Genomic DNA, 16,099 nt, shown 5'->3' with positions numbered 1-16,099 from the left:
CTCCTTATGCTTACTTATTTTACTTTGAAAAAGAGGAAGAAAAAGGTTAGAATATTCAAAAGAGTTTCCCCTTTTATAAAAGAAGGAAGTGTATACACATGAAGATTATGGACTATTACATTCGTTTACGATTACATGCACAAGATCAACAACATATACGAATTAGCTTACAAGAATTAGCGGATATTTTATATTGCAGTACGAAAAACGTAAAAATTGTATTAAGGAAAATGAGTGAAGAACAATTAATTCGCTGGACTCCAGGGCGAGGTCGTGGGAATAAAACAGAAATTATATTTATACATAGTTTCATAGAAGCAGTTGAATCCTATACAGATGAACTATTGGCACAAGAAAAATTAAAAGATGTCTTTCTTCTTTTAAAGGAGCCCCTGCCTCCTACACTTCATAAGAACATTGAAGGTAAACTCCATCATCATTTTGGCTATGAACCTTCAAATGATATGTACGACATTTTAAAAATTCCAATATCAAGAAAAGTAATGCCGCTGGATCCCGCTTTTGCGGCTGTTACAACAGAGAGCCATCTTACGAGTCAAATTTTTGATACATTAGTCGTTTATAACGATATTACCGAAAAAATGGAACCGCATATTGCACATACGTGGGAATTAAGTGCAGACGGGCTTACATGGACGTTTTATTTACGAAAAGATATACATTTTCATAACGAAACAGTTTTAACTTCTAAAGATGTTCAATTTTCATTTGAAAGATTAAAGCAAGTTCACTCTCCTTTCGAATGGTTAACAGCAGAAATTGTTCAAATTGAAACACCATCACGATTGCAAATTCGATTCCATTTAGCAAAACCCAACCTTTTTTTCTTACATTACGTGAGTTCCATGCAACTCGCAATTTTACCGCTTGATGCTAGTATTCAAAGTCACCACTACATAGGTACTGGTCCTTTCAAACTTGCTCATTACTCTGAAGATAATATCGTACTCGAAGCATTCACCCATTATTTTAAAGAGCGTGCATTATTAGACCGTATTGAATTTTGGGGTATTCCTGATCACGTGCAAGTAGATGCTGATTATGAGCTGCCAAATGAAGAGGAAGATGACAGACACGACATACAAATAGAAGAAATAGGCTGCGTTTATGCTGGCTTCAACTTTACAAAACCTGGTCCGCATCACGACATTTACTTCCGTAAAGCTTGGAGAGAAATATATGATGTTGAAACGATACTTCGTAACATAGAAGGCAGACGAACAATTGCTGCTTCGAGCTTTTTCCCTGAAAGAAGCCGCCAAACTCCTAAAAGGTCCTATTCTTTAGAAAAAGCGAAAGAGTATTTGAAAAAGAGCACCTATAACGGAGAGACGATACATATTTATTTCTTCGCATTTAAAGATAGTGAAAATGATGCAGAATTCCTAAAAGAACAGTGCGAAAGTTTAGGTATACAAGTAGAACTTCATCCATTTCTCGTTTCCGATTATACGAATCGTTCTATCGACCAACATGCCGATATTATTTTAATGGGAGAAGTGTTTGCTATCGATCATGAAATTGCATTCTTAAATGTATTTAAAAATAAAAGCTGCTTCGTAAGCCGGTTCATGGACCCGCACTATGAAAAACAAATTAACTGTTTGCTAGATACATTTTTATTAGAAAAAAATAAAGAAAAGCGTTATGAACTCATGTATGAGATTGAAGAGTTTTTACAAGGAGAACACATCATTTTATTTAACTATCACGTTTTAAAAAGAAAAACATATCCTTCTTCTTTGAAAAACGTAACAATTGATTCATTCGGTTGGGCGAATTTTGCGAAGTTATGGATACAGCCATCCCTGTAATAACATACAAAAAAGCCCCTTACAAAAAGGGGCTTTTCGCTAATTATTTACTCTCATCTCACTACTTCGCTAAACTTCCAGCTAGTTGCTTCTCTCTCCACATAAATGTAATGCCGAGACCAACTATTAAAACAACGCCTGAGAAAGCATATGGGTAATTAATATTTACATCAAATAATATTCCGCCCATCGCTGGTCCTGCGATATTTCCTAAACTCGTATACGTTGAGTTCATACCAGCAACGAATCCTTGCTCTTTTCCAGCTGCTTTTGATAAAAACGTCGTTAAAGCGGGACGAAGTAAATCAAATGCTAAGAAAATGAAGCAAGTAACAAGCAGTACAATCCAATAATTAGAAACTATAGTTGAAACGAATGCTAACACTGCTCCTACAATTAAACATAATTGAATTAGCACTTTCTCACCAAGCATGTCTACCAATTTCCCAAACATAAATACTTGTACAACTACCCCAAAAATTGAGCTAATCGTAATAATTGCCGCAATATCTTTCGGTGTGAAACCAAACTTATGATCAGAAAACAGACTAAAAACAGTTTCATACGCTGATAAACCGAATGCGAGTACAAATACAATAACAAATGCGATTGCATACATTGGATTTAATGATTTCTTTAAATCCCCCATAAAACTCGATTCCTTCGTATTAGCAGAAATCTCTGCAATTTGTTCTTTCGTTAGCGGTTCTTTCAAAATAAAGATAGAAATCACACATGCTACAAAGGCAATTGCTGCTGCAACGAAGAACGGCACACGTATTCCATATTCTGCAATAAACCCACCGATTCCAGGGCCTATAATAAATCCGGTACTAATAGCCGCAGATAAATATCCCATCGCCTTTGGACGTTCTTTAATAGATGTAATATCAGCAACATATGCTGTAACGCCAGGCATAATAAACGCAGCACTAATCCCGCCTAACACCCGTGCCATATAAAGCATCCACACATCTTTTCCTGATCCAAAAAGAAGCTCTGAAACACCAAAAATAAATAATCCAATGATGATTATTTTTTTCCTACCGTAAAGGTCAACCCACCGACCTGTAATAGGTGACGTAATAAGCTGAGCCATTGCAAAGACTGCAACGAGATATCCCATCGTCTTCCCTGTTAAATTCATATCATTCATAAAGGACGGCATAACCGGAATGATTAATCCAATCCCTAAAAAGGCAATAAATATATTACTCAAAAGAATGATCAATACCATCTTTTGTTCTTTTATCGGTTTTTGCAATTTTTAGCACCTCTTCCCGTAAGTTCCTCTCAAAAATAATGCCCAAGAAGTTTTTTCTTTATCCTGTTATTCGTGGGCTCATACTAAGTGGAGATGGCTCTCACTTATTAAAGTTTCACTCTCTCCTTCAACACATACATAAGTATTAGATGAATGACTATCATTCAGTTTTCCTCGAAAATGAACCTACCTTTTCAGACAGGTTCATCTTACTACTTCTTTATATGTAGTGCATGTGTTAAAAAATCTAGTACTTCTGCCTTTTGTAACTCGACTTGCTCATCATCTTTATGATCATATAAATAAACTTGTTCCGCTGCTGATTCAACAAGAGCGATAAATAACTTCGCTGTTCGCTCTGCGTGAACCGAATCACGAATTTCACCAGCTTCTTTCGCCTCGCTTAAAAATTCGCTTAGCCACATATAAAGAGGCTCATACACAGCTTCCCATTCTTTTATATGTTCAGTAGATGCAAGACCCGCATACATTAAAGCTTGTATTTCACGATATTCCGCTATAAAGTTAAACACTGCATCTATTACTTGCGCAACTTTACTTAAAAAAGGTGCATCGTTCTGTACTTTTTCTTTCACTGCAAGTATCATCTTTTCAACCATCACTTCTGCTATTGCAGGCATAACAGATAACTTAGAAGGAAAATATAAATAGAAAGTTCCTTGTGCAATGCCAGCCAATTTCACGATATCAGAAATCTTCGTTTTTTCAACGCCCTTTTCCTGAAACACTTCAATAGCCGCATAGACAATCTTCTCTTTTTTATTCATCATCTAAACCCTTTCACACACGTATTGAATGACTGTCATTCATTTTATAAGATAATCGATTGTACTGTCAACGCCAAAAGATTATTTTAAATTTTTTTATCTGATTGTATATTCCCTAATAATCTGTCAATAATGCTAGTAACATAATATTTTCTCCATTCCCCCTTGGAGAGATCCCTTAAAAAGAGCAGTTAGCTTTTGCTAATCGCTCTTTTTAATTTGTCCATACACTACTCATAAATCAAATTCATTTTTCATTACGTAACAAGGAACGGATGATTTTTTAATCTATTTATTTTCCAAAGCAGCTTTATATGCAATAATTTTATTTTCAAGCATCTTCTCTGTAATTACTAAGTTTTCTCTTTGAGTTTGAATAGATTTTTTATGATCTTCTAACAATTGCAAACGATCCCCGGTTGTATGCTCCCCTTCTGTATATAATCTAGCGTATTCTCTTATTTTTGCTATCGGCATTTGTGTTTGTTTTAATTTCATTACAAACTGCAACCACTTTATATGTGACTCTTCATAAATTCGATTCCCATTTGTATCGCGATTTGCAATTAATATATTTTCCTTTTCATAATAACGTAATGTATGTGTGCTCATTCCTAATAATTTAGCTACCTCACTAATTGTGTACATACTCATACTCCCTCCGCATGCCATTTATTCTCATATATTTTACTGCTTTATCAAATTTCTAAAAAACATTTGACTTAGAGTATACTCTAACAAATAAAATCTAACCATAATAATTAAGTTGAATTTAGGAGGATTTTATATGAAATATACTGTTATTACTGGTGCTAGTTCAGGAATCGGCTATGAATCAGCTTTAGCCTTTGCATCACGCGGAAAAAATTTAGTACTTGTAGCTCGAAGACAAGAAGAATTAAACGGATTAAAATTGAAAATTAACGAAATGCATCCGGAGTTGGATGTTGTCATTCGAAAAACTGATTTATCCGTCACTGAAGAAGTTTATAAACTGTATGAAAGTCTACAAAGTTTTCAAATTGAAACGTGGATTAACAACGCAGGTTTTGGTAATTTCGCCTCAATTGCTGAACAAAATTTAAACAAGATAGAAACGATGTTGCATCTAAATATAGAAGCACTAACTATACTCTCTTCTCTTTTCGTTCGAGATTATTCAATGGTTGATGGAACACAACTTATTAACGTTTCATCGGGCGGTGGATACACGATTGTTGCTGATGCTGTTACGTACTGTGCTACGAAGTTTTATGTAAGTGCATTTACAGAAGGGCTATCTCACGAACTAAAAGAACAAGGCGCAAAAATGCAAGCAAAAGTTTTAGCTCCTGCTGCAACTGAAACAGAATTTGCGAAACGCTCATTTGATATTGATGAGTTCCAATACGATAATGTTGTACCGAAATTCCACACCGCAAAACAAATGGCACAATTTATGCTCGACCTTTATGATAGCGATAAAGTTGTAGGAATTGTCGACGGTTATACGTATAACTATGAACTTAAAGACCCACTTTATAATTTTGCCGTGAGACAAACGAATTCAAATTCTTAATAACACTCTCATTTCTTATTAAAATATAGATGCCCACTATTATTTACATAATAGTGGGCTCTTTTTCTCTATAAAATTTTCACCCAACATACCGAACCATCGCCACCTCATCACAATAATCAACCTTTGGACAATGTCTGCAATCAATCCATACTTTCTCCGGCAATTCTTCTTTATTTACAAAATCAAATCCACACTTTTGAAAAAATACTGTTTCATACGTTAAGGAAATCACTCTTTTTACATTTATTTTCGTAGCTTCCTCCATCACATGATTTACGAGCATACGCCCTATCCCTTTCCCTGCATATGTATGCGAAACGACTAACGATCGTACTTCTGCAAGGTCTTCCCCTAATACATGCAATCCAGCAACTCCAACAATTTCCCCATCTTCTTTCATAACATATAAACATTGCAAATATTGATAGAGAGACAAAAGAGAACGCGGTAAAACAACTCCCTCTTTTGCGTAAATTTCAATGAGATTATAAATTTCTTTCACATCACTTGTGACTGCATTAAAGATTTTCATATTATATCCCCTTGCCTCTGGTATTAATATTTATAACTTTTAATGAATTTTAATTCATAATTTTATATAATAATACATCTCTCTTTTCTCCCAGTCAATCACTTTTCTGAATATTACACAAACAAAAAACCAAGCAATCTAATCGATGCTTGGTCCCTCATTTCGTATCGGCAATACCGTCGAATATTTAATTTCACGCAGTGCTAAACTCGTCTGTATCCGTGTAATTCCTAACTTATTTAACTTTCTAATAAACTGCTCCAGCTCTTTACGATCGCGATTCGCCACCTTTAATAAATAATCATACTCTCCTGTTAAACAGTGACATTCTAACACTTCCGGCATCGATTCTAATTCTTTCTCCAACACTTCCAGCTTATCCGATTGATGAATATTCGTACTCATAAAAATAAAACATAGTAAATCAAACCCAAGCTTTTCTTGATTTAAAATCGCAACTTGCTTATCAATGAAACCTTCTCCATCTAATCTTTTTATTCTTGCATGCATCGCAGCTGGTGATAAATTAACGCGGCGTGCTAACTCTGCATTACTTACTTGTGACTCCTTCTGCAATATATCTAAAATTTGTACATCCAAATCATCCAACACTTTAATAACAGACGACTCCATTACAATTTCCCCCTTTTTTCTTACCGATGATTATTCGAAAAAACACTTCATAACTTATATAAAACTGAATTTTTTTCTACAAACAATACCAAAAACAAAACATTTTATCGAGTTTTTACCATTATACAAAAGAATATATTACACAATAAAGAAAAATGCTAAAATTATTTACAATTCACATTGATTACAACAAAGGGGATTTTAGCATGCCTTATTTTTATGTCTTTTTACTATTATTAACGAGCTTATTATGGGGAGGAAATTTTGTCGTTGGGAAATCACTCGTCAATCATGCATCACCGATGACACTGACAAGTTTAAGATGGATGATTGCGATCATTTGTTTATTACCGATGGTATGGTTTAAAGAAAAGAAAATCATTCCACCACGTGCTGCAATACTTCCGTTAATACTGATGGGAATTTCAGGGGTCGCTCTTTTCAACATCTTTCAATTTTTAGCATTAGAAAAAACATCCGCAACGAATGTAGGACTTATTTCTACATTAAATGCAATTTCAATTGCACTATTTTCAGTATTATTTCTAAAAGAAAAAGTAAATACACTTCAAATTCTATCTATGACTCTTTCATTCTTTGGCGTTATTCTCGTCCTTTTAAAAGGCGATTTCTCACTATTATTTTCACTACATTTTAATAGCGGAGATTTATGGATGATGGCGGCAGTTTGTATTTGGGGAATCTATTCTGTTTGCAGTAAATGGGCAACAAAAACGACTTCACCGCTTATGGCGACGTTATATTCTGGTATTTTCGGCGTTATTTTATTACTGCCATTTAACATAGGTAGCTTCACTGTTTCAAATATAAATACGTCTTTCATAACATCACTTTTATATACAGGGCTTATTTCCACAGTTCTTTGTATGGTGTTTTGGAATATCGGTGTACAAAAATTAGGAGCTACAACGTCAGGGATTTTTCTAAACTTCAATCCGATTTTCACAGCAATCTTAGCATTCCTATTTCTAGGAGAAGAATTAACGTGGATTCAAATTTTCGGGACAATTATCGTCGTTACAGGGTGTTATTTATTTTCTCATTTCAAAACTGTTACTGTTCAGCCAACTAGAGCTTTCGTGCGGAAACATTCTTAATAAAAAACATCGTCATCCGTGAAGTGAACCCGAATAGTGGTACATGAAAAAGGTCCATTACCCAGAAAAAACAAGGTGAAAAAGGGCCAAAAGAGCTAATTAAATTGGAAGAGCTACGATTAGAAAATAAACACTTAAAAACAAAAGTATCCAACACAACTGTGCGAATTCAAGAAAAATCAAACCATCTGTTCCCTAAAGAATATATAGGGAACAGGTGGTTTAGGTGTTTTGAGATGTGTCCCGTTTTCAGGTTTCACTTCATACTCCCGCAAATACTTCACCTGATTAACTATTTGTTTTAAAAAATCATTTATCTTTCATGCGAGTAAAAATAACATCATACATATCATTCCCATAATTTAAAGATCGCTTCACGCGAGAAATTGTTGCTGTACTAGCACCTGTCTCCTCTTCAATCTTTTGATAAGTATTATCTTTATATAACATTTTAGCTACTTTAAACCTTTGAAATATTGTCTTCATTTCATTCACTGTGCATAAATCATCAAAAAAGCTATGACACTCCTCAACCGTTTCTAATGCTAAAATCGCCTCAAAAAATTCATCTAAATCTTTCCCACGTAATTTATCTATTAGCATATACTTACCTCCATCTTCATTAGAGCAGACACTACACTACAAGGGTCTTGCTTTATATTTAATTTACTTTTTCTGTACAATTTGCATTTTTACTACTGTGATGTACACTCTTATTTTTTCCATATGCAATACATTCGCAAATTAATATAGTTCACCTTAACAATGCAGATTGTATATTTCACTTTTAATACTTTAAGGAGTATACAGCATTATATCACTATTTTTTATTTTTGAACTGCGTCTCTTTCTTACATATTTGTGACGTTTTTTTATAAACTGATTATTGATATTAATACAATAATCATACTTCTTTTTTCTAAAATACATTTAACATTATAGTGAAGATATTTCTCCTCCTAATAAAAGAAAATCCCCTCTAAGCCTAATCCTTCCCTCCAATTTACGATGGAGTTCTTTTGAATTACTACTTAAAGAGGACAATATTAAATAATAGTTATTATAAGATACAAAACTTAGTAAGATTTAACCAACTTTTTTTATCTCTTTTGATTGAATTTTCGATTTCCCAATAAAACCCAAAATAATATGAATAACAGGAACTATAAAACAAAATACAGTGTATGGAAGGTACTCCAAAGTAGACACACCAAGTGTACCAGTAATAAATACACCACTTACCCCCCAAGGAATCAATGGATTAACTGCCGCCCCTGCATTCGCTAAAATTCCTGAAAGGTTTTTTGAATCCACATGAATTTTATCAAATTGTGATTTAAATGCTTCACCTGGTAAAATGACTGATAAATACTGTTCCCCTAGTAGAATATTCACTCCGATCGAACTTAAAGCAGTCATTAGCATTAGATTTCCCTTCTTACTAACCATATTGGATATTTTAGAAATTAGTTTTTCAATAACTTTCAATTCTACTAACAATCCACCTAATGCAAGAGCGAGAAGAATAAGCGAAACTGACCACATCATACTTTGCATTCCGCCGCGAGTCAGTAGTAAATCTACATCCTTTACACCTGTTTGAGAAACAAATCCATCTTGCATAAAACTAGCGATTTGCTTAAAACTAGTACTTGGGTGATACATATAACGTATAAATACTGAAATAGTGATACTAAGTAATAATGTAGGGATAGCAGGTACTTTTTTTCTAGCACACCAAAATAATACAAATACCGGAATTAATGTAAATACTGAGATTGAAAAAGATGAATGAAGTGTTTGGATGAGTTCTTCAATTTTATCTCCCCCTGATACTGAAGTGCCATTTCCTAAAAATATATAAAAGATTAGAGTTATAAAAAATGCTGGAATAATTGTTCGCATCATACTACGAATGTGTTCAAATAAATCCACTTCTGCAATGGCTGCTGCTAAATTTGTTGTATCAGATAACGGTGAAATATTATTACCTAAAAATGCACCTGATATAATAGCCCCTGCAACTATCGCTGAATTTAGTCCCATCATTTGTCCCATTCCTAAAAATGCAATACCAACAGTTGAAATCGTTGTGAAAGAGCTTCCCACCATTATTCCAACAAGGGCACAAACAGTAAAAACGGAAGGTAAAAAGAATTTTGGTGATAAAATTTTGAAGCCATAAATCATGATAGTAGGAATTGTTCCTGCTGCGATCCAAACGCTAACCAATATTCCAATTAGCATAAATATAATGATTGGTATTAAGCCTGGTAAAATTCCATTTTGGATTCCTTGATGGATTTTATCCCAAGAAAAACCTTTCACTCGAGCAAATAAAATAACAATACCTATCGCAATTAGAATTGGTACTTGAGGAGGTAAACTGAAGCCAATAATACAAGTTCCTATAATTGCTAATAAAACAACTAAAAGAAAAGTACTTTCTTTAATAGTTACATCTCTTTTCATTTCAATAAACTCCTTATCAGTTAAATGGGCACCTAATTCTTTCCATTTACCCTCATATTTCGTGAATAATTTCTCATTTAATGCCTAAGTTTTATATTGAATCCATATCTAACCATAAAAGGGCATAAACAAAATGTTCGATAAGTATAATATACTAATTAAATCCTACCTAAAAATGTTTATGCCTTCTCTATTCACCTAAAATATTAAACTGTTAACGTAAATCAGCTTTATGATAGGCACCATGCCATACTGGACCAACAAAATCATTAAAAACAAAACCAGATTTAATTCCTTCTGTTGTAAAATCTTTTGCCTTTTCCACAGCTGCTTGTATTGAAAGTCCTCTAGCAAGTCCAGCTGTAATAGCTGCTGCAAAGGTACAACCTGCACCATGGTTACAATTCGTTTGAATTTGCTCTGCTTCATAAGTAACAAACTCTACACCATCATAAAGCAAATCAATTGCACTATAGTTCGTTAGGGCTGTACCACCCTTAATCACAACGTTTTCAGCCCCCAAATCTTTAATTCGTTTTGCAGCTTCCTTCATATCATTTACTGTTTTTATCTCTTGCACTCCAGATAACTGACCTGCTTCGAATAAGTTTGGTGTTACAATTGTTGCCTTCGGTAAAAGAAAATCACGAATTGCTTTTCCGTTTTCAGGATGAAGAGGTTCATTTTCTCCTTTACAAACCATGACTGGATCAATAACAACATTTTGCATTTTATATGTTTCAATTACCTCACTCACGAGCTTAATAATATCTATAGATCCAAGCATTCCTGTTTTCATTGCATCTAATTTTCCACCAGAAAAAATTGTTTTTAATTGCTTTTGTACAAGTTCTTTATCAATTGGATGAACATGATGATGCCAGTTATGATTAGGATCCATTGTAACAATTGTCGTAATGGCACTTAATCCAAAAGTACCATACTCTTCAAATGTTTTTAGATCAGCCTGTAATCCTGCACCTCCACTTGAATCAGAACCCGCAATCGTTAATACTTTTTTCACCATCTTATTTTCACTCCTTAATTGTTCTTCTAAAGTGAAACTTTTCTTAGTGTGCTTTCCCTTCAGTCCCCATCTAACTTCTTTATTTACACCGACTTTTAATAGGAATATCTACTGTCCGCGAATAACAGGATAAACAAAAACAATTATATAAAGATGAATGCATAACAACTTCCTAACGTTATGCATTCATTCTATAAAAATAATTTTCTACTAAACTTATTCCGCTACATTGTAGATTTGTTCAAGTTTCTCTTGAATTGCTTTTTCCATCTTCACAGCGTATTCTTCAAATACTTCTTTATCATGAGCATATGGAGATAATGCACTCGCACGAAGAACTGTTACTTTACCTTCACGATCCCATTCTGCTTCACTAAATCCAAGGCTCTTCACAAATGGAAGTGGGCTGTTACCGTAGTCAGGAGTAGCAAAATCAGTATGAGATGTAATAAACTCATTATCATATAATCCGCCTTTAACATAAGAAGCATAATCAAAGAAGTCATGGTTTAATTTGTTCATTTTTTCTAAGTCTGTGTTACCTTCTTCATTAAATACGTAGTCAACCATATTAAAGTCTGGTTTTGTTAATGGATACACACGAATTGTTTTATCGCCAACTTTGAATTCTTTATCACTTAAGAAGTCATAGAAACGATAAGCTCCTTCGATACTTGCACCAATTAATTTCCCGAAACCAGTTACATTTAGTGGCAATACTTTGTGAGCTGTCCAAACCGCCGCTGCAGTTGCACCTGCTTTAGAACCTTCTAAAATATATGCACCTAATAATGCTGGAATATCCGCACCTTTTTCGAATACATAAGTTGCAAAGTAAGAAATTACATCGCGCATTCTAATATCTTTAATAACAATACCGCCCGCAGAGTAAGGAATATACCCCATTTTGTGTGGATCAATTGTAATTGTTTCAGCTTGGTTCATCGCTTTAAATGAATGATATACTTCTTTCGTTAACCATTCACATTTTTCAGTGAAGATGTTGTGTTTTGCGTACACTTCTTCGATTTGATCCCATTCGATAAATTCATTATTTTCATCTAAGAAAATAGAACGAGCATAACCACCATAAGCAGCGTCTACGTGAATATAGAAATAGATGCCTTCTTCTGCTAATTTTTCACGAAGTTCTACCATTTTATCAATACGGTCTACTTGTCCTTCTTCTGTTGTACCGATAACCCCAACAACACCTAGAACAGGAATTTGCTGTGCTGCTAGTTCGCGAATTTTTTCTTCTAATTTATCAATATCCATACGATAGTTGTTATCCACATCAACTTGTTCTACACAATCAAGACCAACACCGATAATATCAGCAGCTTTTAACCAAGAATAGTGTTTTGTTTGTGGAATTAACCACTTACCTAATTTTTGTAGATTTTTACCACTGCGTGCAGAGTGAGCTTTAATTTCATCAATTTGTTCAGGAATTTGATCTAAAATATCTAGAATTTCTTCTGTAGACATGTTAAGTAATTCCCATTCAGATTTACCTTCAACAAATTCAGGAGCCACTTCTTTAATTGCTAACGGTAAGGATTTCATATTACGTGCATACCATAAGCCCTCTAGGTTAGCGATAGAACCATCGGCGCAAATATGTCCCCAGCTTTCATTCTTTTTATAGCTCATAAGTGCAGCGAATTCATGTCCTACTTCTTCTTCCATTTGAGAAGTACCTGGTGAAGATTCATATGCTACGTTGTTACCGTTCCATAACATTGCTGCTGTATAAGCGATGACAGCAGGCATTAATGTTTCAGAGTTCATATGTCCCCAGAAACGGCCAGCAGAGTGCCAAGGTAAAGAGTTTGTACGTAATTTAGAAGATAATACATTGAACACACTGCGCATATGATCTGCAGTTTCTTGGAAGTTTTTAGAACTTCTATCTTGAGGTGTGATAACAGGTAAGTCTTGCGGCATATAGTTTTGTCTCCAACCAACATGCTCATCTACCATTTTTACTAATAATTCTTTAAGTAGATCTACATTTTCTCCTTTATCTCCTAAGAATAATGCTTTTAAATTAATTTCTGGCATTTCGTATTTCATTTTTATTTCCTCCATTGTCTTATTAAATAATTTTTTTATTTAACTTCATTAAGTTTTAGTTTTAATTTGCTTGTTTTAAATTTTCTTCTCTATTCTCTTCTTTCTTCCATTCTGGCTTCTTACATTTATTAATGATAAGAGCGATCCCAATCATCACGACTGTAGCCACCACTTGATAAATTATGTAACCAGTATACTGACTTGGCTTTAGAATGGATGGCGGAATCAAACTTACAATAATCGTAAGTACAATACCTATCATTGAAAAAATAGATACAAACCACATTAATCCATTTCCTTTACTTCCTAATCTAAAAGGTCTCTTCACATTAGGCATGTTATAACGTAAACGGATTGCTGAAATAGCAATTAAAGCATATACGATACAATATAAAATCGTTGTTGTAATTGTAATAATTAAGAACGCGCTATTAACATCCGGAACGACTACATATAAGAAAGATACTAACGAAATAACAATCGCTTGAATCATTACGAACGTGATCGGAATATCTTTCTTCGTTCTCTTTTGGAAGAACTTAGGTAAATTCCCTTCCTCCGCCACTTTAATCATTGATTTACTTGGTCCAAGTACCCATGCACTTAGCTGTACTAAAACACCAATTAAAATCATTAAAGAAATAAGGTTAACAAAGATGGATGGAATTCCTAAATCTTCACAGAAAATTAAATACGGTTGTGTAATGTTCGCTAATTCTAACTCACCGCGTGGCACTGCATTAGAAACTGTTAAACCAGCAATAATATTAAAGATTACTAATAAAACAACAGACGCAATAACAGCAACCGGATAGTTACGTTTAGGATTTTCAATATTATTTGCATGTACAGATGAAATTTCTACCCCTGCAAAAATAAAGATGATACCTGATAAATACGTTAAGCTGCCTAAATCTTTGAAATTAGGAATTAAATCACTTGGTTTAAAATCTCCTAAGTAACCGTTTGGTTGAATTCCATTTTTGATCATATAAATAACACCTAGAACAACGAGAATAACGAATGGAATATATACACCAATAACTGCGCCCCAGTTACCTGCAACTTTAACCATATCAAACTTAAGGTTTAATAAAGTTACGCCCCAGTATGAAATTAAGATTACAGCAAAGATAAAATAATTGTTTGAAGATAGCTCCGGTTTATCAATAACATAGCCTAGTAAAACACCTACTGTTGATGAAACCATTACCATCCCAAAAAACATTTGAACCCATAATAACCATGAGGTGACAAATCCCCACTTTTCGCCTAATGCATTTCTCACCCAAACTTGAGGCCCACCTTCTTCAGGAAATCCTGTTGAAAGCTCTGCCGACATCAAGGCAATTGGAAGGGCGAACACAAGTGCAGCAACTAACATGTAGAAAATTTGCGTCCATCCTGTAATGGAAAGTGTTGGTACACTACGTACTGTGCCAAAGAATGCCATCGTAATACCAATTAACCCAAATAGCGTTAACTTTTTAGTCTTGGCCATAATTTTGTCCTTCTTTCCTTTATAAAATTTTTACGGAATCTATTTTTACTGATCCTTACGATGAACTAATACGCTAATTTTTAAAGAACTTGTATTATCTAAAATAAACTTTTAAAAACTAGGGTATTAAAACAAAGTCTTTCATAAAATCTTTAGCATCCATCCTTTCCGCTATTTTAAATATGATTTTTTAGAATACTTTTTCGCTTATTCTTAAACCACACTGAATAATATTCATCTTAAATCATATTTTTCCTCACTAAAATCTTTCATAAAACTCAAGTTTAAATTTGTGCAATGATTCACAAATCAACTTACGACGTCAGTTTACTCCTGTGTTTTTGTTTTGTCAACACCTAAACAAACCCTTATATAACAACATATTTCTAACAAAATAAAAAACTTTTTATTTAAAGCATTAAAGATTTAATGCTTTTATCCATTAAAACGTTAAACCTTTTATTTACAAAAAGACGATGTATAAATACTCAAATTAAGTTATTAAAATTCATTATATTGATAACAAAAAGAAGAGTGAACTTCCTTCACCCTTCTTTTCTCAACGACTACGCTTTATATAATTACTATTCTAAAAAATATTTTTCGCTTACTTCTCTTAAACCAGGGTGCCATTCTAGCATATTCACAAACACCTGATTTGCAATTGGATCGTCTATGCATAATTTATTCACCCCTAAATGAAAACTATTTCCATTTAGAAATTGATCTGCTATATTTTTTAATAATCTACTATAGCCAACTAAGCGTCTAGATATAATAATATTATTTTTCCTAAGCGTTATTTCGCTATTTTGTTCACGAAATTTTAATATTTTTTCTTGGAGAATTTCATGCCTGTCTTCTTTTCCATTCATTACTTTCACACTTACATATAAACCATTTTCTAATCCCACTGCTCTACTCCATAATGAGGTCCAGCTATCATGCTTAATGTAGTACCTTCCCTGAAAATAACTTTTTATCACTGGAAGTAAAATGTGGATTCTTAGATGATAGGTATCACCTTTTTTTATAATATCCAGCATTCTAAAATACCCTAAATTTACTTGTTGTATAGCTTTATACTTAAATAGCCGATTAAAACCTATTAACATCCTATCTAATGCATTATTTATTTGTTCTTCACTTATATTATCTAATCCCAAATCTAATAATAACCAATTTACTTGCTGTTTATTATTTATTTCTGTTATAACATGGTGATTAAAATATGCTAATTCTAGTGTTCGTTCCCAAGATGGCAGCATAATTAATCTCCTCGCTTTCAC

The 16,099-nt window shown here is 33.6% G+C and carries 14 protein-coding genes; 3 read left to right on the top strand and 11 right to left on the bottom strand.

Annotated elements, in window-relative coordinates; all coding sequences use genetic code 11:
* The first annotated feature begins 98 nt into the window (after positions 1 to 98).
* Positions 99 to 1,835: an SgrR family transcriptional regulator gene (locus COC96_RS21780; RefSeq protein ID WP_098769338.1), complete on the top strand. Its 1,737-nt coding sequence runs from the start codon at positions 99 to 101 to the stop codon at positions 1,833 to 1,835.
* Between the two features lie 61 nt (positions 1,836 to 1,896).
* Here COC96_RS21780 and COC96_RS21775 read toward each other — a convergent pair whose 3' ends face one another.
* The 3 genes from COC96_RS21775 to COC96_RS21765 form a co-directional block, all read right to left on the bottom strand.
* Positions 1,897 to 3,099 carry an MFS transporter gene (locus COC96_RS21775; protein ID WP_098769337.1) on the bottom strand — a complete coding sequence of 401 codons (1,203 nt, stop codon included), beginning with the start codon at positions 3,097 to 3,099 and terminating at the stop codon, positions 1,897 to 1,899.
* 212 nt (positions 3,100 to 3,311) lie between these two features.
* Complete coding sequence (locus COC96_RS21770; protein WP_098769336.1) at positions 3,312 to 3,890, bottom strand: TetR family transcriptional regulator; 579 nt, start codon at positions 3,888 to 3,890, stop codon at positions 3,312 to 3,314.
* Between the two features lie 285 nt (positions 3,891 to 4,175).
* Positions 4,176 to 4,535, bottom strand: coding sequence for a MerR family transcriptional regulator (locus COC96_RS21765; RefSeq protein ID WP_098268739.1), 360 nt, complete (start codon positions 4,533 to 4,535; stop codon positions 4,176 to 4,178).
* A 139-nt stretch (positions 4,536 to 4,674) separates the two neighbouring features.
* Between COC96_RS21765 and COC96_RS21760 the strand changes: the two genes are divergently transcribed.
* Positions 4,675 to 5,445: an SDR family NAD(P)-dependent oxidoreductase gene (locus tag COC96_RS21760; protein WP_098769335.1), complete on the top strand. Its 771-nt coding sequence runs from the start codon at positions 4,675 to 4,677 to the stop codon at positions 5,443 to 5,445.
* 79 nt (positions 5,446 to 5,524) lie between these two features.
* Here COC96_RS21760 and COC96_RS21755 read toward each other — a convergent pair whose 3' ends face one another.
* Both COC96_RS21755 and COC96_RS21750 read right to left on the bottom strand, forming a co-directional pair.
* Complete coding sequence (locus COC96_RS21755; RefSeq protein ID WP_098769334.1) at positions 5,525 to 5,980, bottom strand: N-acetyltransferase; 456 nt, start codon at positions 5,978 to 5,980, stop codon at positions 5,525 to 5,527.
* 138 nt (positions 5,981 to 6,118) lie between these two features.
* A complete protein-coding gene (locus tag COC96_RS21750) occupies positions 6,119 to 6,613 on the bottom strand; it encodes an Lrp/AsnC family transcriptional regulator (RefSeq protein WP_098268736.1) in 495 nt (164 codons plus the stop codon).
* Positions 6,614 to 6,819: 206 nt separating this feature from the next.
* Between COC96_RS21750 and COC96_RS21745 the strand changes: the two genes are divergently transcribed.
* A complete protein-coding gene (locus tag COC96_RS21745; RefSeq protein ID WP_098769333.1) occupies positions 6,820 to 7,731 on the top strand; it encodes a DMT family transporter in 912 nt (303 codons plus the stop codon).
* A 309-nt stretch (positions 7,732 to 8,040) separates the two neighbouring features.
* Here the strand turns inward: COC96_RS21745 and COC96_RS21735 are convergent, their stop codons facing one another.
* The 6 genes from COC96_RS21735 to COC96_RS21710 all read right to left on the bottom strand — a co-directional run bounded on the left by COC96_RS21735 (position 8,041) and on the right by COC96_RS21710 (position 16,078).
* Positions 8,041 to 8,334, bottom strand: coding sequence for a YerC/YecD family TrpR-related protein (locus COC96_RS21735; protein WP_097904035.1), 294 nt, complete (start codon positions 8,332 to 8,334; stop codon positions 8,041 to 8,043).
* Positions 8,335 to 8,817: 483 nt separating this feature from the next.
* The gene (nhaC, locus tag COC96_RS21730; RefSeq protein ID WP_098769331.1) at positions 8,818 to 10,203 is read right to left on the bottom strand and encodes a Na+/H+ antiporter NhaC; all 1,386 of its coding nucleotides are present in this window, start codon (positions 10,201 to 10,203) and stop codon (positions 8,818 to 8,820) included.
* A 214-nt stretch (positions 10,204 to 10,417) separates the two neighbouring features.
* Positions 10,418 to 11,230, bottom strand: coding sequence for a pyridoxine/pyridoxal/pyridoxamine kinase (pdxK, locus tag COC96_RS21725; protein ID WP_098769330.1), 813 nt, complete (start codon positions 11,228 to 11,230; stop codon positions 10,418 to 10,420).
* 216 nt (positions 11,231 to 11,446) lie between these two features.
* Positions 11,447 to 13,309, bottom strand: coding sequence for a tyrosine decarboxylase (gene tdc / locus COC96_RS21720; RefSeq protein ID WP_097904032.1), 1,863 nt, complete (start codon positions 13,307 to 13,309; stop codon positions 11,447 to 11,449).
* 61 nt (positions 13,310 to 13,370) lie between these two features.
* Positions 13,371 to 14,810 (bottom strand): tyrosine-tyramine antiporter, encoded by a 1,440-nt coding sequence (tyrP, locus tag COC96_RS21715; RefSeq protein ID WP_098268731.1) that lies wholly within the window; start codon positions 14,808 to 14,810, stop codon positions 13,371 to 13,373.
* A gap of 584 nt (positions 14,811 to 15,394) precedes the next feature.
* Positions 15,395 to 16,078 carry a protein rep gene (locus tag COC96_RS21710; RefSeq protein ID WP_098769329.1) on the bottom strand — a complete coding sequence of 228 codons (684 nt, stop codon included), beginning with the start codon at positions 16,076 to 16,078 and terminating at the stop codon, positions 15,395 to 15,397.
* Between the last annotated feature and the right edge of the window lie 21 nt (positions 16,079 to 16,099).

The organism is Bacillus cereus (assembly GCF_002577405.1).
Taxonomy (GTDB): domain Bacteria; phylum Bacillota; class Bacilli; order Bacillales; family Bacillaceae_G; genus Bacillus_A; species Bacillus_A cereus_AU.
Note: the sequence above shows the minus strand (reverse complement) of the source record. Positions and strands in the feature narration are given on the sequence as shown.

What these genes read in the sequence shown, in the direction of transcription:
- COC96_RS21780 (WP_098769338.1), top strand. Translation starts at nt 99, where the DNA reads ATGAAGATTATGGACTATTACATTCGTTTACGATTACATGCACAAGAT.
- COC96_RS21770 (WP_098769336.1), bottom strand. Translation starts at nt 3,890, where the DNA reads ATGATGAATAAAAAAGAGAAGATTGTCTATGCGGCTATTGAAGTGTTT.
- COC96_RS21765 (WP_098268739.1), bottom strand. Translation starts at nt 4,535, where the DNA reads ATGTACACAATTAGTGAGGTAGCTAAATTATTAGGAATGAGCACACAT.
- COC96_RS21760 (WP_098769335.1), top strand. Translation starts at nt 4,675, where the DNA reads ATGAAATATACTGTTATTACTGGTGCTAGTTCAGGAATCGGCTATGAA.
- COC96_RS21755 (WP_098769334.1), bottom strand. Translation starts at nt 5,980, where the DNA reads ATGAAAATCTTTAATGCAGTCACAAGTGATGTGAAAGAAATTTATAAT.
- COC96_RS21750 (WP_098268736.1), bottom strand. Translation starts at nt 6,613, where the DNA reads ATGGAGTCGTCTGTTATTAAAGTGTTGGATGATTTGGATGTACAAATT.
- COC96_RS21745 (WP_098769333.1), top strand. Translation starts at nt 6,820, where the DNA reads ATGCCTTATTTTTATGTCTTTTTACTATTATTAACGAGCTTATTATGG.
- COC96_RS21735 (WP_097904035.1), bottom strand. Translation starts at nt 8,334, where the DNA reads ATGCTAATAGATAAATTACGTGGGAAAGATTTAGATGAATTTTTTGAG.
- nhaC (WP_098769331.1), bottom strand. Translation starts at nt 10,203, where the DNA reads ATGAAAAGAGATGTAACTATTAAAGAAAGTACTTTTCTTTTAGTTGTT.
- pdxK (WP_098769330.1), bottom strand. Translation starts at nt 11,230, where the DNA reads ATGGTGAAAAAAGTATTAACGATTGCGGGTTCTGATTCAAGTGGAGGT.
- tdc (WP_097904032.1), bottom strand. Translation starts at nt 13,309, where the DNA reads ATGAAATACGAAATGCCAGAAATTAATTTAAAAGCATTATTCTTAGGA.
- tyrP (WP_098268731.1), bottom strand. Translation starts at nt 14,810, where the DNA reads ATGGCCAAGACTAAAAAGTTAACGCTATTTGGGTTAATTGGTATTACG.
- COC96_RS21710 (WP_098769329.1), bottom strand. Translation starts at nt 16,078, where the DNA reads ATGCTGCCATCTTGGGAACGAACACTAGAATTAGCATATTTTAATCAC.